We start from the raw sequence: 21102 nt of genomic DNA on the forward strand, positions 1-21102 counted from the left end.
GGCGGCGGCGGCGGTGCTGGCGCGGCTGCTGCTGGCCGCGCTCGATGCCGCGCTGCCGGCTGCCGCGGCGCGGCTCGCGCCCGAGAGCGCGGCGCTGCTCGCCGAAGCGGTGCGGCCGGCGATCGAGGAGGCGGGCGGGATCCGGCTGCTGGTGGCGCCGGGTCTCGCCGCCGCCGCCGCCGCGCGCATCGGCGATCCGCGCGTCGCGGTGGAGGAGGACGCCGCGCTCGCCCCGGGCGATGCGCGGGCGCTGTGGCGGGGCGGCGGCGCCGTGGCGGCGCTCGCCGGGCGGCGGCGGATCGTGGCGGAGGTGCTCTCCGCCCTTGGGCTGGACGAGGAGGGCTGAGGGATGGCGGACGAGACGGGGTTCGAGCCGGCGGCGCCGGCCGAGATCGGCGCGGCGCGGGTGCAGGCCAGCGCGGCGGCGCGGGAGCTGGAGGCGGTCTACGACATCCCGGTGCAGGTCAGCGCCGTGCTCGGCCGCGCCACCATGCAGGTGAGCCAGCTCCTCAAGCTCGGTCGCGGCGCGGTGGTGGAGCTCGACCGCAAGCTGGGCGAGGCGGTGGACATCTACGTCAACAACCGCCTGGTCGCGCGCGGCGAGGTGGTGATGGTGGACGACAACCGCCTCGGCGTGACCATGACCGAGATCGTCAAGGCGGAGCGCACGGGCTGATGCGGCGCAGCAGAGGGCGGCGGCCATGACGCGGGTGCTGATCGTCGGCGCGCTGGAGGCCGAGCTCGGCCAGGCGGCGCGCATCGCCATGGCGCGCGGGGCGCGGCTCGCCCATGCCGAGGGCGTCGCCGCCGGCCTTGCCCGGCTGCGCGGCGAGGGCGCGGACCTCGTGCTCTGCGACCTGGCGCACGACGTGGTGTGGCTGCTCGAGCGCATGGCCGAGGAGCGCATCGCCTGCCCGGTCATCGCCTGCGGACGCAACGTCGACGCCGCCGCCGCGGTGCGCGCCATCCGCGCCGGCGCGAAGGAGTTCCTGCCGCTGCCCCCGGAGGCGGAGCTGATCGCCGCCATGCTCGCCGCGGTGGCCGGCGAGCCCGAGGCGCCGGTGCACCGCGACCCGCTGATGGCGGCGCTGCTCGAGCGCGCCGCGCAGATCGCGCGCGCCGAGGCGAGCGTGCTGCTGAGCGGCGAGAGCGGCACCGGCAAGGAGGTGCTGGCGCGCCACATCCACCGCCTCTCGCGCCGCGCGCGCGGCCCCTTCGTCGCGCTGAACTGCGCCGCCCTGCCGGAGAGCCTGCTGGAGAGCGAGCTGTTCGGCCACGAGAAGGGCGCCTTCTCCGGCGCCGTCGCCAGCCGCAAGGGCAAGTTCGAGCAGGCCGACGGCGGCACGCTGCTGCTCGACGAGATCGGCGAGATGGACCCGCACCTGCAGGCCAAGCTGCTGCGGGTGATCCAGGAGCGGGAGGTGGACCGGCTGGGCGGCACGCACCCGGTGAAGGTGGACGTGCGCCTGCTCGCCGCGACCAACCGCGATCTCGCCGCCGAGGTGCGCGCCGGGCGGTTCCGCGAGGACCTCTACTTCCGCCTCAACGTCGTCAGCCTCCGCATCCCGCCGCTGCGCGAGCGCCCGGCCGACATCCCGGCGCTCGCCGCGCATTTCGCCGCCCGCTTCGCCGCCGCCAACGGCACGCCGGCGCGCCCCCTCTCGCCCGCGGCGGAGGCGCTGCTGCGCGCCCATCCCTGGCCGGGCAACGTGCGGGAGCTCGAGAACGCCATGCACCGCGCGGTGCTGCTCGCCACGGGGCCGGTGATCGGACCGGAGGCGATCGAGCTGACCCCGCTCTCCCCCGCCGCACCGGCGCCGGCCGGGCCGCCCGCCGCCGCGCCGTCCGCCGCGCCCCCCTCCGCCGCCGCCCCCGCCCCCGTCAGCGCCCTGGTCGGGCGCCGCGTCGAGGAGGTGGAGCGCGAGCTGATCCTGGAGACGCTGGTGCACTGCCTCGGCAACCGCACCCGCGCGGCGGAGATCCTCGGCATCTCCATCCGCACCCTGCGCAACAAGCTGCACGAGTACCGCGCGCAGGGCGTGGCGGTGCCGGTGGCGCCGGGCCAGGGCCTGGCGCCGGGGCTGCCCGGCGCGGCGGGGGGGCGCTGAGCCATGGGCGGGCTGGCGCTGCCGGGCTGGCTCGGCGCGGCACGGCCGGGCGGGGACGTGGCGCTCGCGCTCGGCGTCGTGCTGCTGCTCGCCGTGCTGGTGGTGCCGCTGCCGGTGCTGCTGCTGGACGCGCTGCTCGCCATCTCCATCACCGTCTCGGTGCTGGTGCTGATGGTGTCGCTGTTCCTGCTGCGCCCGCTCGACTTCACCGCCTTCCCGCAGGTGCTGCTGCTGACCACGCTGCTGCGCCTGGCGCTGAACGTCGCCACCACCCGCACCATCCTCACCTACGGGCACGAGGGGCCGCAGGCGGCGGGGCAGGTGATCGCCGCCTTCGGCGGCTTCCTGATGGGCGGCGACGTGCTGGTGGGGCTGATCGTCTTCGCCATCCTGCTGGTGGTGAACTTCATGGTCGTCACCAAGGGCTCGGGGCGCATCGCCGAGGTCTCGGCGCGCTTCACCCTCGACGCCATGCCGGGCAAGCAGATGGCGATCGATGCCGACCTCTCCGCCGGCCTGATCGACGAGGCGGAGGCGCGGCGCCGGCGGCGCGAGCTGGAGGAGGAGAGCGCCTTCCACGGCGCCATGGACGGCGCCGCCAAATTCGTGCGCGGCGACGCCATCGCCGGGCTGATCGTCACCGCCATCAACCTGCTCGGCGGCATCGCCATGGGGATGCTGCGCCACGGCATGGGCTTCGGCGACGCGGTGGTGACCTTCTCCACCCTCACCGTGGGCGACGGCCTGGTCTCCCAGATCCCGGCGCTGCTGGTCTCGGTCGCCGCCGGCATCGTGGTGACCAAGGGCTCGGGCGAGGGCACGGCGGACCAGGCGATGGCCCGCCAGCTCGGCGGCTGGAAGCCGATGGCGCTCGCCTCCGGCGCCGCGGCGGTGATGGCCCTGCTGCCGGGGATGCCCTTCCTCCCCTTCCTCGCCCTCTCCGCCGGCGCCGGCGCGCTCGCCTGGGCGAAGCGCCGCGCGCAGCGGGCGGAGGCCGCCGCCCCCCCGCCGCCGCCCCCGGCGCCGGCCGAGCCGCCGGTCGCCGAGGCGCTGCGGATGGACCTGCTGCGTCTCGAGCTCGGCTATGGGCTGCTCTCCCTCGCCGCCGGGGACGGGCCGCGGCTGACCGAGCAGATCCGCGGCCTCCGGCGCACCATGGCGCAGGAGATGGGCTTCGTGCTGCCGAGCGTGCGCATCCAGGACAACATGGAGCTGCCCCCCGACACCTACGTGATCCGGGTGAAGGAGGTGGAGGCCGGGCGCGGCCAGCTCCGCCCGCCGCTGCACCTGGCGATCGACCCCTCCGGCCAGGTGCCGGCGATGGCCGGCGAGCGCACCACCGAGCCCACCTTCGGCCTGCCCGCCCTCTGGATCGCCGAGGAGTTGCGCGAGGAGGCGCTGGCGCGCGGCTGCACCGTGGTGGACGCCGCCGGCGTGCTCTCCACCCACCTCACCGAGATCGTGCGCGAGCACATGCCCGAGCTGCTCTCCTACGCCGAGACGCAGAAGCTGCTCGACGAGCTGCCGAAGGAGGACCAGAAGCTGGTCGCCGAGCTGGTGCCGGCGCCGGTGGGCGTGGGCGGCATCCAGCGCATCCTGCAGGCGCTGCTCGCCGAGCGGGTCTCGATCCGCGACCTGCAGACCATCCTCGAGGGCGTGCAGGAGGCCTGCGCGGCGGGGGCGCGCAGCATCCCCGCCATCCTCGCCGTGGTGCGCACCCGCCTCGCGCGCCAGATCTCGGACGCGGCGCGGGGGCCGCAGGGCTACGTGCCGCTGATCACCCTCTCCGCCGAGTGGGAGCAGGAATTCGCCGAGGCGCTGGTCGGCCCGCCGGAGGAGCGCCAGCTCGCCATGGCCCCCTCCCGCCTGCAGGCCTTCATGGCGCGGCTGCGCGAGGCCTTCGACGCCGCCGCGGCGGCGGGGGAGAACCCGGTGCTGCTCTGCTCGGGCGGCATCCGCGCCCATGTGCGCGCGATCGTCGAGCGGTTCCGGCCCGCGACCCCGGTGCTCAGCCAGTCGGAGATCCACCCGCGTGCCCGCATCCGCACCGTGGGCAGCGTGTGATGCACGCACCGGCAAGGATTTCGCGCTAAAGTAGCGCCATGCGCCTCAAGCTCTACCGCGCCGCCCGGATGGCCGATGCGATCGCCCTGGTGCGCGCCGAGCTGGGCGAGGAGGCGGTGATCCTCGGCACCCGCCGCGTGGGCGGAGGGGTGGAGGTGACGGCGGCGCTGGAGCCGCCCGAGGCGCCGGAGCCGATCCTGATCCGCCCGGGCCCGCCTCCTGCCGCCCCACCGCCGCCCCCGCCGGCGCCGCGTCCGCCCCCGCCGGCGCTGCTGCGGCACAACCTGCCGCCCGCGCTCGCCCGGCGGCTCGAGGGCGGGGCGCTGGCGGAGCGGCTGGCCGAGGTGCTGGCCTTCGCGCCGCTGCCCGAGGGGCTGCTGCGCCCGCTGCTGCTGGTCGGGCCGCCCGGGGCGGGCAAGACCCTCACCTGCGCCAAGCTGGCGACGCGCGCGGTGATGGCCGGCGTCCAGCCCCTGGTGGTGACGACCGACGCGGCGCGCGCCGGGGCGGCGGAGCAGCTCGCCGCCTTCACCCGCCTGCTCGGCCTGACGCTGGCGCTGGCCGCCGAGCCGGGCACGCTCGCCAAGGCGCTGGCGCACCGGCTGCCCGGCCAGCCGATCCTGATCGACAGCGCCGGCTGCAACCCCTTCGATCCGGCCGAGGCGCGCGCCCTGCTCACCCTCGCCCGGGCGGCGGAGGCGGAGATGGTGCTGGTGCTGCCCGCCGGGCTCGACCCGGCGGAGGCGAGCGACCTCGCCCGTGGCTACGCGCTGCTCGGCGCGCGGCACCTGCTGCCGACGCGGCTCGACCAGGCGCGTCGCCTCGGCTCGGTGCTGGCCGCCGCCGCCGCCGGCCTGGCGCTGACCGAGGCGGGAATCGGCCCGGGCGCGGCGGAGGGGCTTGCCGCCGTCACGCCGGACTGGCTGGCGGCGCGGCTGCTCGCCGGCGCGGGGGGGCGGGGCGAGGAGGAGATCCCGGCATGAACCGAGGGGTGGGGCCAGCGGGCCCGGTGATCGCCATCGCCTCCGGCAAGGGGGGGGTGGGCAAGACCTGGCTCGCCGTGACGCTGGCCCATGCAATGGCCCTGGCGGGGCGGCGCGTGCTGCTGCTCGACGCCGATCTCGGCCTCGCGAACGTGGACGTGCAGCTCGGCCTCGACCCCACGGGCGACCTCGCGGAGGTGCTGGCGGGGCGGTGCCCGGTGGCCGGGGCGGCGCTGCGCCACCCGGCGGGGTTCGACATCCTGCCCGGCCGCTCCGGCTCCGGCGCCCTGTCCGCGCTCGACGAGGCGGGGGTGGAGCGGCTGCTGGCGGCGGTGGGGGAGGCGGCGCGCGCCTGGCAGACCGTGCTGCTCGACCTCGGCGCCGGGCTCGACAGCGCGGTGCGCCGCATGGCCGCGGCGGCGGACACGCTGCTCGTCCTCGCCACCGACGAGCCGACCAGCCTGACCGATGCCTATGCCGTGCTGAAGCTGCACCGGCGCGACCGCGCCGGGGGCGATGCGCGGGTGGTGGTGAACCAGGCGGCGGACCGCGCGGCCGGGGAGCGGACCTGGCGCACCCTCGACCGGGCGAGCGCGAGCTTCCTCGGCGCCGGCGTGCCGCTCGCCGGCGTGATCCGCCGCGACCCGCGGGTGCCGGAGGCGATCCGCCGCCAGACGCCGCTGCTGACCCGCCACCCCACCTGCCCGGCGGCGGAGGATGTGGCGCGCCTCGCCGCCGCGCTGGCGGGCTGACGGCGGCCTGCGGCATCGCCGGGCGCGGCCGCGCGCGGGGTGGCCGGGCCTTGTTGCGGTCGGCCGGGGTGGGGCCGGAGTGGCGGCCGCCGGCCGGCGTGAGGGGCGCCGGAGTCCCCCCGCCGCGCCCCGGGCGGTTGCGGGGGGGCGCGCGATCGGCTACCTCGCGCCGTTGCGCCGGCACCCCTGGAGGCCGGCGCGCCTGCTTTCGGGGCCATTGCCCGATGGCGGGTCCATCCGAAGCAAGCGGAGCACGATCTATGGTCCAGACCATCCGGATCGAGGCCGAGGCGCGCGAGCGGGCCGGTAAGGGGGCGGCGCGCGCGACCCGGCGAGAGGGGCTTGTCCCCGGCGTCATCTACGGCGCGAAGCAGGAGGCGAGGCTGATCGCCCTCGATCCGCGCGACGTGATGAAGGAGCTGCAGAAGGGGGGCTGGCAGAGCCACCTCTACGAGGTCGCCGTGAAGGGCGGCGCCACCGAGCGCACGCTGATGCGCGACGTGCAGTTCCACCCGGTCACCGACCGGCCGATCCACGTGGATTTCCAGCGCCTCGCCCCGGGCCAGCGCATCCGGGTGAAGGTGCCGGTCACCTTCCTGAACGAGGACACCTGCCCCGGCCTCAAGGCCGGCGGGGTGCTGAACGTCGTGCGCCGCGAGCTCGAGGTGCTGGCCGATCCCGACGCGGTGCCGGCGGCCTTCGAGGTGGACCTCGCCGAGGCCGGCATCGGCGACAGCCTGCGCTGGTCCTCGGTGAAGGACCATTTCGGCACCCAGGCCGTGATCGCGCGCGACTTCGTGGTGGCGACCATCGCACCGCCGACCGTGGCCGAGGAGGTGGCCGCCGCGCCGCTGCCCCCGCCCCCGCCCGAGCCGGCCAAGCAGAAGGCCGCCGCCGGCAAGGCCGCGGCCGCGCCCGCCAAGAAGAAGTAGCGGCGCGGAGGGAGGGCTGCCGTGCTCCTCTGGGTCGGCCTCGGCAATCCGGGGCCCGAGCATGCGCGGCAGCGCCACAACATCGGCTTCATGGCCGTCGAGGCCATCGCGCGCCGCCACGGCTTCGGCCCGTGGCGGAAGCGCTTCAAGGGCGAGGTGGCGGAAGGCACGCTCGGCGGCGTGAAGGTGCTGGCGCTGAAGCCGCAGACCTACATGAACGCGAGCGGGGAGGCGGTGCAGCCGGCCGCCGCCTTCCACAAGATCCCGCCCGAACGCATCTGGGCCTTCCATGACGAGCTCGACCTCGCCCCCGGCAAGGTGCGGGTGAAGCGCGGCGGCGGCACGGCGGGGCACAACGGGCTGCGCGACATGCAGCGGGCGCTCGGCACGGCGGAGTTCTGGCGGGTGCGCCTCGGCATCGGCCATCCGGGCCACAAGGACCGGGTGACCGGCCATGTGCTCGGCAATTTCGCCAGGGTGGACACCTGGGTGGAGCCGCTGCTGGACGCGGTGGCGGAGGCCGCGCCGCTGCTCGCCGAGGGCAGGCCGGAGGAGTTCATGACCCGCGTGGCGCTGCTGACGCAGGAGGCGCGCTGATGGAGGAGGAGGCCGAGGCGCTCGCCGGCGGGGTCGGCGGGCCGGGGCCGGAGGACTGGGCGAACGCCGCCGCCGCCCTCGCCGCGGCGCTGCTGCGCCAGGCGGAGGCGCTGGCCGGGACCGCCGCGGCGCTGCGCGCCGCCTGCGCGGCGCCGCCGGGCGATCCCGCCGCCGCACCGGTCTCCGATGTGCGGCGCCAGCGCGCGGTGATGCAGGCGGCAGGCGAGGCGGCGCTGCGCGCGGCGCTGGCGCTGGAGGCGCGGGAGGCGCTCGCCCAGCCGGAGGCGGAGGCGAGGGCGGAGCGCATCGCCGCGGCGGCGCGGCGCGCCGGAATCGCCCCGGCCGTCCTCGCGCCGATGCTGCGCGCGGCGGCGCTGGAGTTCCGCTCCGACGACGCGGCGGCGCGCATCGCCGCCGCAGCGCTGGCGCAGGACTTGGCGTCGCGGCTGGAGCGGGCATAGGGCGGACCCCCGCCGCGTGGACCCGCCGGAACGGGGGAAGCGGCCCGCGCATCAGGGGGCAGGGGCGAACGGGCACCGCCCCGGAGCGGATTCGCAAACGGCCGGAACCGGCCGGAAGCGTGACTCCGCTCCGCGAAGGAGAGGCTGGAGCCGTTTCCGCAGGCGCGGCCGGGCGGAAACGGTTCTGGCGCAACCCCTCCTTCCGGCGGGAAGGGGGAACGGAGAGGCGCGGAACGCCGCGGAGACGGGATCGCCATGGGCTTCAATTGCGGCATCGTCGGCCTGCCGAATGTCGGCAAGTCCACGCTGTTCAACGCGCTGACGCAGACCGCCGCGGCGCAGGCCGCGAACTACCCCTTCTGCACCATCGAGCCGAATGTCGGCCGCGTCGCCGTGCCCGACCCGCGGCTGGAGGCGATCGCGCGCATCGCGAAGAGCGCCAAGGTGGTGCCGACCAGCCTGGAGTTCGTGGACATCGCCGGGCTGGTGCGCGGCGCCTCGCGCGGGGAGGGGCTCGGCAACCAGTTCCTCGCCAACATCCGCGAGGTGGACGCCATCATCCACGTGCTGCGCTGCTTCGAGGACCCGGACGTCACCCATGTCGAGGGCGGCGTGGACCCGATCCGCGACGCCGAGACGGTGGAGACGGAGCTGATGCTCGCCGACCTCGAGAGCCTGGAGAAGCGCCAGCAGGGCCTGGTGAAGCGCGCCCGCGGCGGCGACAGGGAGGCGGCGGCGCAGCTCGCCCTGATCGAGCCGATCCAGGCCGCGCTGCAGGCCGGAAGGCCCGCACGCACCGCCGTGCCGGCGGGCGAGGAGGCGGCGGCGCGGCGGCTGCAGCTCCTCACCACCAAGCCGGTGCTCTACGTGTGCAACGTGGAGGAGGCCGCGGCCGCCACCGGCAACGCCCACAGCGCGCGGGTGTTCGCGCGCGCGGCGGCGGAGGGGGCGCAGGCGGTGGTGGTCTCGGCCGCCATCGAGGCCGAGATCAGCCAGATGCCGGAAGGGGAGCGGGCGGAGTTCCTCGCCTCGCTCGGCCTCGCCGACAGCGGCCTCGACCGCGTCATCCGCGCCGGCTACGCGCTGCTCGGCCTGATCACCTACTTCACCGCCGGGCCGAAGGAGACGCGGGCCTGGACCGTCCCGCGCGGGACCAAGGCGCCGCAGGCCGCGGGCGTGATCCATGGCGATTTCGAGCGCGGCTTCATCGCCGCCGAATGCATCGCCTACGAGGACTACGTGGCGCTGGGGGGCGAGCAGGGGGCGAAGGAGGCGGGCCGGATGCGGGTGGAGGGCAGGGACTACGTGGTCCGCGACGGCGACATCCTGCTGTTCCGCTTCAATGTGTGATCCGGGCGCCGTGGCGCCGGCGCCGCTCCGGCGGTTCCGCCTCCACGGATCGGGCGCCTTTGCCGGGCGACCGATTCACCGCTCCGGCGGTTCCGCCTCCGCGGATCGGGCGCCTTTGCCGGGCGACCGATTCACCGCTCCGGCGGTTCCGCCTCCGCGGATCGGGCGCCTTTGCCGGGCGACCGATTCACCGCCCCGGCGGTTCCGCCTCCACGGATCGGGCGCTATGATCGCGCGTCCGGAGCGGGAGCGTAGCCAAGGGGTCAAGGCGGCCAGCTCATAACTGGCAGACCGCAGGTTCGAATCCTGCCGCTCCCATTCCCGCCGCGCCCGCCATGGCTTGACCGTGCCCGCCCCCGCGCCTGCAATGCGCGCGCACGGCTCCGAGGGGGGAAGGAAGGCGATGCCCGAGATCCGCGTGAAGTCCGAGATCGCCGGCTCGGTCTGGAAGATCCTGAAGCGGCCGGGCGAGGCGGTGGAGGAGGAGGAGCCGGTGCTGCTGCTCGAATCCATGAAGATGGAGATCCCGGTCATGGCGCCGCGCGCCGGGCGGGTGGCCGAGATCCGCGTCGCCGAGGGCGAGATGGTGGCCGAGGGCGAGGTGGTGGCGGTGATCCACGCCTGAAGGCGGAGGCGGGCGATGCGGGTGACGGTGCTCGGCGCGGGGGCCGTGGGCGGCTGGCTCGCCGCCGGGCTGGCGCGGGCGGGCCTTCCCGTCTCCGTGCTCGCCCGCGGCGCGACGCTCGCCGCTCTGCGCGCGGAGGGGCTGGTGCTGCTGCGGGACGGCGCGCGGGAGACCTTCCGCCTGCCGGCGAGCGACGATCCCGCTGCCCTCGCCGGCGCCGAGGTGGTGCTGCTCGGCCTCAAGGGCCACGACCTGCCGGCGGCGCTGCCGCTGATCCGGCGGCTGCTCGGGCCGCAGACGGTGCTGCTCGCGGTGCAGAACGGCCTGCCCTGGTGGTTCTTCCAGGGCTTCGGCGGGCCGCTGCGCGACACAGTGCTGGAGAGCGTGGACCCCGGCGGCGCGCTGGCCCGCGCCCTGCCGGTGGCGCGCGTGCTCGGCGGCGTCGCCCATGTGGCGAGCCTGGTGGAGGCGCCGGGCGTGGTGCGGCTGGTGCGCGAGGACCGGATGCTGCTCGGCGACCCGGGCGGCGGGCATGGCGCGACGCTCGCCGCGCTGGTGGCGGCGCTCCGCCGCGGCGGCGTCCCGGCCGAGGCGGCGGCGAACATCCGCGCCGAGATCTGGCTGAAGCTCTGGGGCAACTCCAACATGAACCCGCTCTCCGCCCTGTGCCGCGCGGATTCGGCGGCGATGCTGGACGAGGCAGGGGTGCGCGGCCTGGTGGTGGCGATGATGCGGGAGATGGCGGCGATCGGCGAGCGCATCGGCCTCCCCCTTCCCGCCGATCCGGAGGCGCGCATCGCCGTCACCCGCCGCCTCGGCGCCTTCCGCACCTCCATGCTGCAGGACCTCGAGGCGGGGCGCAGCCTGGAGACGGGGCCGCTGCTCGGCTCCCTGGTGGAGATCGCGGGGCGCCTCGGCGTGCCGGCGCCGACGCTGGCCGGGGTGCACGGGCTGCTGCGGCTGCTGACCGCCGCGCCCGCGACGGCGTGACGGCCCCGGCGGATACGCCCCTGGCCGCCCCGGGCGCCCGGCCGTGCCCGCGGAAGCGGCTCCGGCCCCTTGTCCGCGGGGCGGAGGCGCGTTCCCGGCCGGTTCCGGCCCTCCGCGATCCGTCTCAAACACCCCCGCCATCCGACCGCGCCGCATCCTGGCAGGAGCCGCCGTGAGCAAGGGCCTGATCGCACTCCTCGACGATGTGGCGGGCCTCGCCAAGGTGGCCGCCGCCTCCCTCGACGACGTGGCGGCCCATGCCGGGCGGGCCAGCGCCAAGGCGGCGGGGGTGGTGATCGACGATGCCGCCGTCACCCCGCGCTACGTGGTCGGCTTCGCGGCCGAGCGCGAGCTGCCCATCGTCGGCCGCATCGCCGCCGGGTCGGTGCGGAACAAGCTGCTCTACCTGCTGCCGGCGGCGCTGGCGCTCAGCGCCCTCGCGCCCTGGCTGATCACGCCGCTGCTCATGCTGGGGGGCGGCTTCCTCTGCTACGAGGGCGCGGAGAAGGTGTACGAGGCGCTCTGGCCCCACCGCGCCCATCACCACGAGGCGGCGCTGGACACGGCCGGAGCGGGCGATTCCCCCCGCAGCCTCGAGGACGAGAAGGTGCGGGGCGCCATCCGGACCGACCTCATCCTCTCGGCCGAGATCATGGCGATCACCCTGGCGACCATGCCCGGCGTCTCCTTCTGGACCCAGGCGGCGGTGCTGGCCGCCGTCGGCCTCGGCATCACCGCCGTGGTCTATGGCGGAGTGGCGCTGATCGTGAAGGCGGACGATGCGGGGCTGGCGCTGGCGGTGAACCGGCGCCCCGTCTCCTCCCTGTTCGCGCCGGCGGGGGCGCCGCCCTCCCGCGCCGACCGGCTGCTGCGGCCGCTGACCCAGGGGCTCGGGCGCGGGCTGGTGCGGGGCATGCCGGTCTTCCTCAAGGGCCTCGGCGTGGTCGGGACGGCGGCGATGATCTGGGTCGGCGGCGGCATCATCCTGCACGGGCTGGAGGAATACGGGGTCACGGCCCCCGCCCATGCCGTGCACGCCCTGGCGGAGGCGGCCGCCCACGCGCTGCCCGCGCTTGCCGGGGCGGTGGAATGGGCGGTCGGGGCGGCAGCCTCGGGCCTGCTCGGCCTGGTGGTCGGCGCCGCGCTCATCCCCCTGGTGGAGCATGCCGCCGCGCCGGCGCTGCGCCGGGCGAGGCGGCTCGGCGGCCGCGGCACGCCGCGCGCACCCTGAGCCGCCGTCACTCTTCCCGCCGCCGCCTCGCCTGGGGGGGATGGACGAGGCGGTCGATCTCCGGTCCCCGGCCGGAGGGGGCGAGGAAATAGGCGTGGTCGTCCGGGCGCGGCGGGCCCGCCGCCGCGGGCTCCAGCACCCGCCCTCCCCGCACCACCAGCAGCGGGCGGAGCCAGGAGGGGCGCGGGCGCGCCGGGTCCAGCAGCGGGCTGCCCGGCCGCAGCCGGTAGCCGACGATCTCGAGCGCCTCCTGCCCGGGCAGGTCGCGCTCGATGCGCGCGAGCGGGTCCGGGTCGCGACGGCCGGAGACGACGCCGAGGCGCCGCGCCGCGGGGCTGAGCGTCCAGCCCTGCACCACCAGCGAGACCAGCACCACCATGAAGGCCACGTCGAAGTAGAGCCCGGCGCGCGGCAGCTCCGCCAGCGTCGGGATCGCAGCGAGAAAGATGCTGACCGCCCCGCGCAGCCCGACCCAGCCGATGAAGGCCACGGCGCGGCGGGAGAAGCCGAAGGGCAGCAGGCAGAGCCACACCGCGAGCGGCCGCGCCACCAGCATCAGGAAGGCCGCGACCGCCACCGCCGGCAGGGCCGTCTCCAGCAGGCGCGAGGGCGTGGCGAGCAGGCCGAGGATGAGGAACATGACGATCTGCGCCAGCCAGGTGGCGGCGTCGTGGAAGGCGAGGATGGCCGGGAAGGCCCGCACGCTGCGGTTCCCCACCACCAGCCCGGCGAGGTAGACCGCGAGGAAGCCGCTGCCCCCCGCGACCGCCGTGCCGCCGAACACCAGCAGTGCGGCGGAGACGGCGAAGGCCGGGTCGAGGCCGCCCGGCAGGTTCGCCCGGTTGAGCACCCAGACGATGGCGAACCCCCCGCCGGCGCCGAAGGCCGCGCCCAGCAGGGCCTGGCGCGCCAGCTCGGCGAAGGCCGCGCCCCAGGAGGGCGGGGTGCCGCTCTCGCCCGCGGAGGCCAGCAGCCCGACCAGCAGCACGACCAGGAAGACGGCGGCGGGGTCGTTGGTGGCGGACTCGATCTCGAGCGTCTTCTCCACCCGCCGGCGCAGGCGCAGCCCGCCCGTGTGCAGCAGGAAGAACACCGCCGCGGCGTCGGTGGAGGCGACGATGGACCCGAGCAGCAGCGCCTGCAGCGGCGACAGCCCGAAGACGAGATGCGCCGCGAGCCCGGTCAGCGCGGCGGTGAGCAGCACGCCGAGGGTCGCCAGCGTGACCGCGGGGGCGAGCGCCCCGCGCAGGCTGTCGAGCCGCGTCCGCAGCCCGCCGTCGAACAGGATGACGGCGAGCGCCAGCGACCCGATCACATAGGCGAACTCGTAGCTGTCGAAGCCGAGCCCGCCCGGCCCGTCCTCGCCCGCCAGCATGCCGACGACGAGGAAGACCAGCAGCAGCGGCGCCCCGAAGCGCCGGGCGATCAGGCTGGAGCCGATGCCGGCGAGCACCAGCAGGGCGGACAGCGCCAGCGCGGCGTTGATCTGCCAGATGCTGTCCATCCCCGGGCGCCTCCCTCCTCCTCCGGCCGTCGCGGCGGGCCCGGGTGTGCCGGCGCCCCGCCCCTTCCGGCCGCGGCACGGAACGCCGCCGGGAAGGCAAGGTGCCACGGGCGGTGCCCGCGCCGAAGCGGCGGGGGAAACCCTGCTTGCCGCCCCGGCGCTCTCCCGCCACCCCATATAAACCCCCGACCCCCACCCCGAGCCGGAGGCGGCATGTCCTGGTCCTTTCCCATCGGCACCGTCAAGGGCACGGTGATCCGCGTTCACCTCACCTTCTTCCTGCTGCTGCTCTGGATCGGCGGCAGCGCCTACGCCATCGGCGGCGCGGATGCCGCCCTCGCCTCCATCGTCTTCATCCTGCTGCTGTTCGGCTGCGTGCTGCTGCACGAGTTCGGCCACGTCTTCGCCGCCCGCCGCTACGGCGTGCAGACGCCGGACATCACCCTGCTGCCGATCGGCGGCGTCGCCCGGCTGGAGCGCATCCCGGAGAAGCCCTCGGAGGAGCTGGTCGTGGCCATGGCCGGGCCGGCGGTGAACGTGGTGATCGCGGCGGTGCTGTTCCTGATCCTCGGCGGCATCCCCTCGGTGGACGCGACCGCGGTGCACAGCCCTGGCCACGGCATCCTGGAGCGGCTGGCCTGGGTGAACGTGATGCTGGTGCTGTTCAACCTGATCCCCGCCTTCCCGATGGACGGGGGGCGGATGCTGCGCGCCTTCCTCGCCTGGCGGATGGGCTACGTGCAGGCGACGCGCATCGCCGCCGGGGTGGGGCAGGCGGTCGCCTTCGCGCTCGGCCTGCTCGGCCTGTTCGGGGGCAACCCGCTGCTCGTCTTCATCGCCCTGTTCGTCTATCTCGGCGCGGCGGCGGAATCCCAGGCGGTGCAGATGCGCGACATCGGCCGGGGCATCCCGGTGCGGGACGCGATGATCACCCGCTTCGAGAGCCTGCCGCCCAGCGCCACCGTCGAGGATGCGGTGCAGCTCCTGATCCAGACCACGCAGCGCGAATTCCCGGTGGTGGACGGCGCCGGCACCCTGCGCGGCATCCTGACGCGGGATGCCATGATCCGCGCCCTGAAGGAGCAGGGGCCGGCGACGCCGGTGCTCGAGGTGATGCACCGCGACATCCCCCTGGTCGGGCCCCGCCAATGCCTCTCGGACGCGATGCAGGCGCTGCACGCCGGCGGCAACCCCGCCCCTGCCGTGGGCGTGGCGGACCAGTCCGGCCGGCTGATCGGGCTGGTGACGCCCGAGAATGTCGGGGAGATGGTGATGGTGCAGCAGGCCCGCCCGCCGGGCCCGCCGCCCGGCCCGCGCAACCCGTGGGCCCGTCACCAGGCCTCCTGACGCGCCGCGGCGGTGCCTCGGGCCCGGCCGGGGCGCAGCGGCCCCTTGCCGTGCCGCGGGCGCTGGGCGAGAGGGGGGCGGTGTTCCGCCGTGCCGACCTGCCCCCTGCCGAGATGCCGCCCCGCCTGCCGCGGCGCGCCCCGCCGCGCCTGCGCGCCTGGCCGCGCCGGCGGGAGGGGGCGGCATGAGCCGCCTCGGCCTGCTGCTGGCGCTCGGCGGATTCGCCCTCGCCGTGGCGCTGCTGGCGCGCCAGGACCTCTCGGCGGTGGCCGGGCTGCTGGCGGCGGCGGGCTTCGGGCTGCTGCTGGTGCCGCTCGCCCACGTGCCGGCGATGGTGGTGAACGCCCGCGCCTGGTCGCTGCTGATGCCGGGGCGCTGGCGCCCGGGGCTCGGCACCGTCTCCTTCCTGATCTGGGTGCGGGAATCGATCAACATGCTGCTGCCGGTCGGCCGGGTGGGGGGCGAGGTCGCCGCCTTCCGGCTGCTGCGCGCCGGCGGCATGCCGAGCGCGCCGGCGGCGGCGGGGCTGCTCGCCGACATGGCGCTGTCCCTGGTCGGGCAGCTCGGCTTCGTCCTGCTCGGCCTCGCCCTGCTCGCCCGCGCCGGGGCGGCGCTGGGCTGGGTGGAGGTGCTGGCCGGGCTCGGCCTCGGCACGCTGGCGGTGCTCGCCTTCATCCTGATGCAGCGCGCCGCCCCCTTCGGCCGGGTGGTGGTGGCGCTGAACCGCCTCGCCGCCGGGCGGCTGGCCGGGCTTGCCGCCGATGCCGGGCGGATCGACCGCATGGTGCGTCGGCTCTGGGCGCGGCACCGCGTCATCGGCTGGAGCCTGCTGTGGCAATTCGCCGCCTGGGTGGTGGGGGCGCTGCAGATCTGGGTGGCGCTGTGGGTGCTCGGCCATCCCGTCAGCCTGGCCGAGGCCCTGGCGATCGAGGCGGTGATCCAGGCGGTGGGCAGCGCCGCCTTCCTCGTTCCCGGCGCGCTCGGGCTGCAGGAGGCGGGGTTCCTCGGGGTCGGCGCGCTGCTCGGCCTGCCGCCCGAGGTCTCGGCGGCGCTGGCGCTGACGCGGCGGCTGCGCGACCTGGTGCTGTTCCTGCCCGGCCTCGCCGCCTGGGCCTGGGCGGAGCGGCGGATCGCCGCCAGGGCGCCGGCGCGGGTGGCGCCGTGAGCTGGCGCCTCGCCGCCTTCGACTTCGACGGCACCCTGGCCGACTCCCTCCCCTGGTTCACCGTGGCGATGGAGGAGGCGGCGGCGCGCTTCGGCTTCCGCTTCCCCGATCCCGCCGAGCGCGAGGCGCTGCGCGGCTGCGCCCCGCGGGAGATCCTGCGCCGCCTTGCCGTGCCGGCCTGGAAGCTGCCGGCGATCGCGGCGCATCTGCGCCGGCGCAAGGCGGAGGCGGCGCATCTCGTGCCCCTGTTCGGCGGCGTCCACGCCATGCTGCGCGAGCTCGCGGATCGGCGCGTCCTCCTCGCCATGGTCAGCTCCGACAGCGAGGGGAACATCCGCCGCGCCCTGGGGGCGGAGAGCGCCGCCCGCATCGCCTTCTGGGAATGCGGGGCGGCGCTGTTCGGCAAGCCGGCGCGGCTGCGCCGGGTGCTGGCGCGCAGCGGCGTGCCGGCGGCGCAGGCGATCTACATCGGCGACGAGCTGCGCGACGCCGAGGCGGCACGAGCGGCGGGGATGGATTTCGGGGCCGTCGCCTGGGGCTACACCACGCCTGCCGCCCTGCGCGCCGAGGCGCCCGCCGCCTTCTTCGCCGCCATGGCGGAGATCCCCCGCCGCTTCGGGTGAGGCGGGCTACCCCTCCTCGGGCCGCAGGCTGATCGTGTAGAGCCACTGCGTCAGCCGCGCCCGCACCACGGGATCGAGCGCCGCGTCCAGCGCCGCGACGCCGGCGGCGATGTCGGCGGCGCGCTCCCTGCCGGGGGGCGGCAGGGCGAGCGGGGGCAGGAAGGTGGTGACGAAGCGCGGCCCCGGCAGCCTCGTGACGAAGCCCGGCACGATGGCGCAGCCGGAGAGCCGCGCCAGCCGCACCGCGAGCACGATGTTGCCCGCCCGCCGCTCCCCGCGGCCGAGGGAGGGGGCCCGCACCTCCCCGCCCACCGATTCGTCCACGTAGAGCAGCAGCGTCTCCTCCCCCGCCGCCAGCACGCCGAGCGCCGCGCGCGCCGCGTCGCGCCGCGCCGGGATCACCCGCCCGCCGGCGCGGCGCCGCAGCGCGGTGATGACGCGCTCGCGGAAGGCGGTGGGCTGGCGCATGGCGATGCCGGCCGGCCGCGCGCCGATGCGCGCGAGCGTCAGGCCGAGCACCTCGGGGTTCGCGGTGTGCAGCCCGGCGACCAGCACCGGGCGCTCGCGGCGCGTCTCCAGCACATGCGCGGCGCCGCGCACCTCGACGCGCCCCTCGTCCCAGAGGCGCAGGCCGCGCGCCATCTCGGCATAGGTGGCGCCGATGTTCCCCCACACCTCGGCCAGCGCCGCCGCCGGGTCGAGGTCGGGGCGCAGCCGCGCCAGGTTGGCGCGCGCCCGCGCATCCAGCTCCGGGTGCAGCACGGGGCCGAGGCGGCGGCCGAGCCAGGCGCCGGCCGCGCTCACCCGCGCCGTCGGCAGCAGGCGCAGCGGGTGCCAGAGGCCGCGCTCCAGCGCCGCGGCGGCGAGGGCGCGCGCGCCGGTGGTCACGGCGCGGGCCCGATCAGCATCGGCAGCGTCTCGCCCGGCTTCAGCGTCAGCCGCGCCACCGGGAAGACGCGCGCGCCGGGGGCGAGGCGCGGGGCGAAGCGCTGCGAGAGCGTCGCCAGCACGATCACCGCCTCGGCCATGGCGAAGGCGGCGCCGGTGCAGACGCGCGGGCCGAGGCTGAAGGGGATGAAGGCGTGGCGCGGCCGTGCTTCCGCCGAGCCGCCGGGCAGGAAGCGCTCCGGCAGGAAGTGGTCGGGCCGCTCCCACAGCCTGCGGTGGCGGTGCAGCAGCCAGGGCACCGCCATCACCAGCCCGCCGCGCGGCACGGCCTGGCCCGCCACCGTGGTGTCCTCCCGCGCCTCGCGCGCCAGCAGCGGGATGGGCGGGTAGAGGCGCAGCGTCTCCTCGACCACGGCGCGGGCATAGGGCAGGGCGGGCAGGTCGGCGAAGCCCGCCGCCCGGCCGCCGAGCGCCGCCCGCGCCTCCGCGCGCAGCCGCGCCGCCGCCCAGGGCGCCCTGTCCAGCAGGTACCAGGCCCAGGCGAGGGTGGAGGCGGTGGTCTCGTGCCCGGCGAGGAACAGCGTCGCCGCCTCGTTGCGGAAGGCCTCGGCCGTCATCGGGCGGCCGTGCGCCGCCTCGTGCGCCGCGGCCATGGCGAGCAGCAGGCAGTCCTGGCCGCGCCCGCGCCCCGCCAGCACCTCGGCCACCAGCCCGTCCAGCACGGCGTGGATGCGCCGCACCTCGGGCCGCCTCCGCCAGGCGCCGAGCCGCGCCGCGAGGGGCGGCAGGCCGAGCAGTTCTGCCGCGCCGCCGCCGCCGGCGCGGCGCTGGTAGCGGGCGAAGGCGGCGACCACCTCGAGCGCCGCCTGGGCGCCGAGGGCGCGGCCGAAGACGCTGCGGCAGATCACCTCGGCGGCGAGCCAGCCCATCTCCGCCAGCATGTCCACCCGCGCGCCCTCCGGCAGCGCCGCCCAGGCGGCCGCGCGCTCCGCCGCCGCCTCGGTCATCACCGGCGCGAGTTCGGGCAGGCGCGAGACGTGGGTGACGGGGGCGACCACGCGCCGCCGCTCCTTCCACACCGGCCCGTCGGAGATGATGAGCCCGTCGCCGACCAGCGGCTCCAGCGCGTGGCGCATCCGCGGCGTCTTGCGCTCCAGCGCCGCATGGCGGTCGAGGAAGGCCTCGCGCACCGAATCGGGGCTGTTGCAGACCAGGATCGGGCGGCCGAGCACCCGCGTCGGGATCAGATCGGCCGAGAAGTGGCTCTCGTGCCAGACCTCGAGCAGGCTGCGCCGCAGCCGCCACAGCAGCCCGGGCAGGGAGGGGCGGCGGCGGAAGGGGGTCGGGTGCGGCGGGACGAGGCTGCCCGCCGCCGCCTCGGGCGCGCTCAAGCGCGGTGCACGCGCAGCGGCCCGAAGCTCTGCACCACCGGCATCACCTGCACGAGGTTCACGTTCACCCGCGCCGGGCGGGTGGCGACCCAGTGCACGGCATCGGCGATGTCCTCCGGCGTCAGCGGCTCCGTGCCCTCGTAGACGGCGGCGGCCCTGGCGTCGTCGCCCTTGAACCGGACGTTGGAGAACTCCGTGCCGCCGACCAGCCCCGGCTCGATGTCGGTCACCCGCACCCTGGTGCCGAACAGGTCGGCGCGCAGGTTGTAGCTGAACTGGCGCACGAAGGCCTTGGTGGCGCCGTAGACGTTGCCGCCGGGATAGGGCCACTCCCCGGCGGTGGAGCCGATGTTGACGACATGCCCCGCATCGCGCGCCACCATCCCCGGCAGCACGGCGCGGGTGACGTACATCAGCCCCTTGACGTTGGTGTCCACCATTGCGTCCCAGTCGTCGAGGTCGGCGGACTGCGCCGGCTCCAGCCCGCGGGCGAGGCCGGCGTTGTTCACCAGCACGTCGATGGCGGCGAAGGGCTCCGGCAGGCCGGCGATGGCGGCGAGGACGGCGGCGCGGTCGGCGATGTCGAGCGGCAGGGCGTGGCAGCGCGCGGCGCCAAGCTCCTCCCGCAGCGCCCGCAGCCGCTCCGCGCGCCGCCCGACGGCGACGATGCGCGCGCCGTCGGCGGCGAAGCGGCGGGCGATGGCGAGGCCGAAGCCGGCGGTGGCGCCGGTGACGAGGACGATCATGCGGGGCTTCTCCATGGGGACTCTGCCGCCGGGGCGACACCTCGCTTACCTCGCGGCGGTGCCGGGTGGGAACCCGGCCGTGGGCCGCGGCGGCCTCCCCCGCGCCAGCAGCGCGAGCAGCGCCGCCAGCGCGAATCCCGCCCCGGCCAGGAAGGCCGCCGCGGGGCCCGCGATCTGCCACAGCACGCCCGCCACGGCGCTGGCGAGCAGCAGGGCCACCCCCTGCGCCAGGTGGAACGCCCCGAAGGCGCTGCCCCGCAGGTCGCCCGGCGCGGCATCCGCCACCATGGCGGAGAGCAGCCCCTGCGTCGCCGCCATGTGCAGCCCCCACAGCCCCGCGCCGAGGAGCACCACCGGCCAGGACGGCGCGAGGGCGAGCACCAGGTCGGCCGCGATCAGCAGGGCGATGCCGAGCGCCAGCAGCCGCGTCCGGTCCATGCGGTCGGCCAGCACCCCGAGCGGGTAGGCGCCGCCCGCATAGACGAGGTTCATCGCCACCAGCACCAGCGGCACCCAGGCCACCGGCAGGCCCGTGCCCTCGGCGCGGAGGATCAGGAACGCCTCGCTGAACCGCGCCAGGGTGAACACCGCCATGATGGCGAGGGTGCGCCAGTAGGCGGCGGGAAGCCGCGCCAGCTCCGCCCGACGCAACGGGAAGGGGCGCCGCCCCTCCGGACGCGGCCGCTCGGGCGGCTCGCGCACGCCGAACAGGATCACGGCCACGGCCGCCACGGCGGGGATGACCGCGATCCAGAACACCAGCCGCACCGCGCCGCCGCTGGCCAGCATCAGCGCCACCGCCAGCAGCGGGCCGGCGAAGGCGCCCACCGTGTCCATCGCCTGCCGCAGCCCGTAGGCGGCGCCGCGCTGGTCCGGGGTGGTCACGTCCGCGATCAGCGCGTCACGCGGGGCGCCCCGGATGCCCTTGCCCAGCCGGTCGAGGAAGCGCGCCGCCAGCACGGCGCCGGGCCCGGCGGCGAGGGGGAACAGGGGCTTGGTCAGGGCCGCCATCCCGTAGCCGAGCAGCACCAGCGGCTTGCGTCGCCCCGTCCAGTCGGAGGCGGCGCCGGAGAACAGGCGGGAGATGGCGGCCGTCGCCTCCCCGATTCCCTCGATGGCCCCGACCATGGCCACCGGCGCGCCGAGCGTGCCGACGAGGAACACGGGCAGGAGGGCGTGGATCATCTCCGAGGAGGTGTCCATCAGCAGGGAGACGAGCCCCAGGGCGAGGACGGTGCGCGGAAGGGCCTTGCGGCCGGCGGCGCCTGGAGGAGCGGGCATGGCCGCAGCCTACAAGCGGGATCCGCCGTGCCGGATCACGCTTCCATTCCTTCCATTCCTTGTC

Annotated in this window: 21 protein-coding genes and 1 tRNA gene; 17 read left to right on the forward strand and 5 right to left on the reverse strand. The window is 76.4% G+C overall.

The genetic code is table 11. From position 1 onward, the window contains the following. The 14 genes from ET526_RS21330 to ET526_RS17435 all read left to right on the forward strand — a co-directional run. On the forward strand, window positions 1-346 hold a 346-nt coding region (locus ET526_RS21330; protein ID WP_204623692.1), incomplete at its 5' end, for a hypothetical protein. 3 nt (window positions 347-349) lie between these two features. Next, window positions 350-676: a flagellar motor switch protein FliN gene (fliN, locus tag ET526_RS17375; RefSeq protein WP_240048453.1), complete on the forward strand. Its 327-nt coding sequence runs from the start codon at window positions 350-352 to the stop codon at window positions 674-676. Between the two features lie 25 nt (window positions 677-701). Continuing rightward, complete coding sequence (locus tag ET526_RS17380) at window positions 702-2108, forward strand: sigma-54 interaction domain-containing protein (protein WP_135469415.1); 1407 nt, start codon at window positions 702-704, stop codon at window positions 2106-2108. 3 nt (window positions 2109-2111) lie between these two features. Next, the gene (flhA, locus tag ET526_RS17385; protein ID WP_135469419.1) at window positions 2112-4172 is read left to right on the forward strand and encodes a flagellar biosynthesis protein FlhA; all 2061 of its coding nucleotides are present in this window, start codon (window positions 2112-2114) and stop codon (window positions 4170-4172) included. 38 nt (window positions 4173-4210) lie between these two features. Beyond that, the gene (locus ET526_RS17390; protein ID WP_135469423.1) at window positions 4211-5155 is read left to right on the forward strand and encodes a flagellar biosynthesis protein FlhF; all 945 of its coding nucleotides are present in this window, start codon (window positions 4211-4213) and stop codon (window positions 5153-5155) included. Continuing rightward, window positions 5152-5907, forward strand: coding sequence for a nucleotide-binding protein (locus tag ET526_RS17395; protein ID WP_135469426.1), 756 nt, complete (start codon window positions 5152-5154; stop codon window positions 5905-5907). The genes ET526_RS17390 and ET526_RS17395 overlap by 4 nt, the downstream gene beginning before the upstream one ends. A 260-nt stretch (window positions 5908-6167) precedes the next feature. Then, entirely contained in the window at window positions 6168-6839 is a 672-nt protein-coding gene (locus ET526_RS17400; RefSeq protein ID WP_135469430.1) for a 50S ribosomal protein L25/general stress protein Ctc, read from the forward strand. 21 nt (window positions 6840-6860) lie between these two features. Then, window positions 6861-7436: an aminoacyl-tRNA hydrolase gene (gene pth, locus ET526_RS17405; protein WP_135469433.1), complete on the forward strand. Its 576-nt coding sequence runs from the start codon at window positions 6861-6863 to the stop codon at window positions 7434-7436. After that, window positions 7436-7897: a hypothetical protein gene (locus ET526_RS17410; protein WP_135469436.1), complete on the forward strand. Its 462-nt coding sequence runs from the start codon at window positions 7436-7438 to the stop codon at window positions 7895-7897. The genes pth and ET526_RS17410 overlap by 1 nt, the downstream gene beginning before the upstream one ends. Before the next feature lie 255 nt (window positions 7898-8152). Further along, window positions 8153-9247 carry a redox-regulated ATPase YchF gene (ychF, locus tag ET526_RS17415; RefSeq protein WP_135469441.1) on the forward strand — a complete coding sequence of 365 codons (1095 nt, stop codon included), beginning with the start codon at window positions 8153-8155 and terminating at the stop codon, window positions 9245-9247. 245 nt (window positions 9248-9492) lie between these two features. Beyond that, window positions 9493-9565: transfer RNA gene (locus ET526_RS17420), tRNA-Ile, on the forward strand. Window positions 9566-9650: 85 nt separating this feature from the next. Continuing rightward, window positions 9651-9872 carry a biotin/lipoyl-binding carrier protein gene (locus ET526_RS17425; RefSeq protein ID WP_135469444.1) on the forward strand — a complete coding sequence of 74 codons (222 nt, stop codon included), beginning with the start codon at window positions 9651-9653 and terminating at the stop codon, window positions 9870-9872. A 15-nt stretch (window positions 9873-9887) separates the two neighbouring features. Next, on the forward strand, window positions 9888-10862 hold the full coding sequence (locus ET526_RS17430) for a ketopantoate reductase family protein (RefSeq protein ID WP_135469449.1): 975 nt from the start codon (window positions 9888-9890) through the stop codon (window positions 10860-10862). Window positions 10863-11034: 172 nt separating this feature from the next. Next, window positions 11035-12093: a DUF808 domain-containing protein gene (locus ET526_RS17435; RefSeq protein ID WP_135469452.1), complete on the forward strand. Its 1059-nt coding sequence runs from the start codon at window positions 11035-11037 to the stop codon at window positions 12091-12093. Between the two features lie 7 nt (window positions 12094-12100). Here the strand turns inward: ET526_RS17435 and ET526_RS17440 are convergent, their stop codons facing one another. Then, window positions 12101-13597 carry a potassium/proton antiporter gene (locus ET526_RS17440; protein ID WP_158295626.1) on the reverse strand — a complete coding sequence of 499 codons (1497 nt, stop codon included), beginning with the start codon at window positions 13595-13597 and terminating at the stop codon, window positions 12101-12103. Window positions 13598-13810: 213 nt separating this feature from the next. Between ET526_RS17440 and ET526_RS17445 the strand changes: the two genes are divergently transcribed. From ET526_RS17445 to ET526_RS17455, 3 genes are all read left to right on the forward strand, one after another. Further along, window positions 13811-14944, forward strand: coding sequence for a site-2 protease family protein (locus ET526_RS17445; RefSeq protein WP_135469458.1), 1134 nt, complete (start codon window positions 13811-13813; stop codon window positions 14942-14944). Window positions 14945-15128: 184 nt separating this feature from the next. Continuing rightward, entirely contained in the window at window positions 15129-16109 is a 981-nt protein-coding gene (locus tag ET526_RS17450; RefSeq protein WP_135469461.1) for a lysylphosphatidylglycerol synthase domain-containing protein, read from the forward strand. After that, window positions 16106-16732, forward strand: a complete 627-nt coding sequence (locus tag ET526_RS17455; protein ID WP_135469465.1) for an HAD hydrolase-like protein — start codon at window positions 16106-16108, stop codon at window positions 16730-16732. Before ET526_RS17450 ends, ET526_RS17455 begins: the two co-directional genes overlap by 4 nt. Before the next feature lie 6 nt (window positions 16733-16738). Here ET526_RS17455 and ET526_RS17460 read toward each other — a convergent pair whose 3' ends face one another. From ET526_RS17460 to ET526_RS17475, 4 genes are read right to left on the reverse strand one after another with little or no spacing between them, the layout of a single operon-like run. Beyond that, window positions 16739-17620 (reverse strand): lysophospholipid acyltransferase family protein, encoded by an 882-nt coding sequence (locus ET526_RS17460; protein WP_135469469.1) that lies wholly within the window; start codon window positions 17618-17620, stop codon window positions 16739-16741. Next, on the reverse strand, window positions 17617-19011 hold the full coding sequence (locus ET526_RS17465) for a cytochrome P450 (protein WP_275668650.1): 1395 nt from the start codon (window positions 19009-19011) through the stop codon (window positions 17617-17619). The genes ET526_RS17460 and ET526_RS17465 overlap by 4 nt, the downstream gene beginning before the upstream one ends. Further along, window positions 19008-19757: an SDR family NAD(P)-dependent oxidoreductase gene (locus tag ET526_RS17470; protein WP_135469495.1), complete on the reverse strand. Its 750-nt coding sequence runs from the start codon at window positions 19755-19757 to the stop codon at window positions 19008-19010. Before ET526_RS17470 ends, ET526_RS17465 begins: the two co-directional genes overlap by 4 nt. Window positions 19758-19802: 45 nt before the next feature. After that, window positions 19803-21038, reverse strand: a complete 1236-nt coding sequence (locus ET526_RS17475) for an MFS transporter (protein ID WP_135469473.1) — start codon at window positions 21036-21038, stop codon at window positions 19803-19805. Between the last annotated feature and the right edge of the window lie 64 nt (window positions 21039-21102).

It is taken from the genome of Crenalkalicoccus roseus (assembly GCF_004761865.1).
GTDB classification, from domain to species: domain Bacteria; phylum Pseudomonadota; class Alphaproteobacteria; order Acetobacterales; family Acetobacteraceae; genus Crenalkalicoccus; species Crenalkalicoccus roseus.

What these genes read in the sequence shown, in the direction of transcription:
- ET526_RS17440 (WP_158295626.1), bottom strand. Translation starts at nt 13,597, where the DNA reads ATGGACAGCATCTGGCAGATCAACGCCGCGCTGGCGCTGTCCGCCCTG.
- ET526_RS17430 (WP_135469449.1), top strand. Translation starts at nt 9,888, where the DNA reads ATGCGGGTGACGGTGCTCGGCGCGGGGGCCGTGGGCGGCTGGCTCGCC.
- ET526_RS17425 (WP_135469444.1), top strand. Translation starts at nt 9,651, where the DNA reads ATGCCCGAGATCCGCGTGAAGTCCGAGATCGCCGGCTCGGTCTGGAAG.
- ET526_RS17395 (WP_135469426.1), top strand. Translation starts at nt 5,152, where the DNA reads ATGAACCGAGGGGTGGGGCCAGCGGGCCCGGTGATCGCCATCGCCTCC.
- flhA (WP_135469419.1), top strand. Translation starts at nt 2,112, where the DNA reads ATGGGCGGGCTGGCGCTGCCGGGCTGGCTCGGCGCGGCACGGCCGGGC.
- ET526_RS17470 (WP_135469495.1), bottom strand. Translation starts at nt 19,757, where the DNA reads ATGATCGTCCTCGTCACCGGCGCCACCGCCGGCTTCGGCCTCGCCATC.
- ET526_RS17390 (WP_135469423.1), top strand. Translation starts at nt 4,211, where the DNA reads ATGCGCCTCAAGCTCTACCGCGCCGCCCGGATGGCCGATGCGATCGCC.
- ET526_RS17445 (WP_135469458.1), top strand. Translation starts at nt 13,811, where the DNA reads ATGTCCTGGTCCTTTCCCATCGGCACCGTCAAGGGCACGGTGATCCGC.
- ET526_RS17380 (WP_135469415.1), top strand. Translation starts at nt 702, where the DNA reads ATGACGCGGGTGCTGATCGTCGGCGCGCTGGAGGCCGAGCTCGGCCAG.
- ET526_RS17450 (WP_135469461.1), top strand. Translation starts at nt 15,129, where the DNA reads ATGAGCCGCCTCGGCCTGCTGCTGGCGCTCGGCGGATTCGCCCTCGCC.
- ychF (WP_135469441.1), top strand. Translation starts at nt 8,153, where the DNA reads ATGGGCTTCAATTGCGGCATCGTCGGCCTGCCGAATGTCGGCAAGTCC.
- ET526_RS17400 (WP_135469430.1), top strand. Translation starts at nt 6,168, where the DNA reads ATGGTCCAGACCATCCGGATCGAGGCCGAGGCGCGCGAGCGGGCCGGT.
- ET526_RS17410 (WP_135469436.1), top strand. Translation starts at nt 7,436, where the DNA reads ATGGAGGAGGAGGCCGAGGCGCTCGCCGGCGGGGTCGGCGGGCCGGGG.
- fliN (WP_240048453.1), top strand. Translation starts at nt 350, where the DNA reads ATGGCGGACGAGACGGGGTTCGAGCCGGCGGCGCCGGCCGAGATCGGC.
- ET526_RS17475 (WP_135469473.1), bottom strand. Translation starts at nt 21,038, where the DNA reads ATGCCCGCTCCTCCAGGCGCCGCCGGCCGCAAGGCCCTTCCGCGCACC.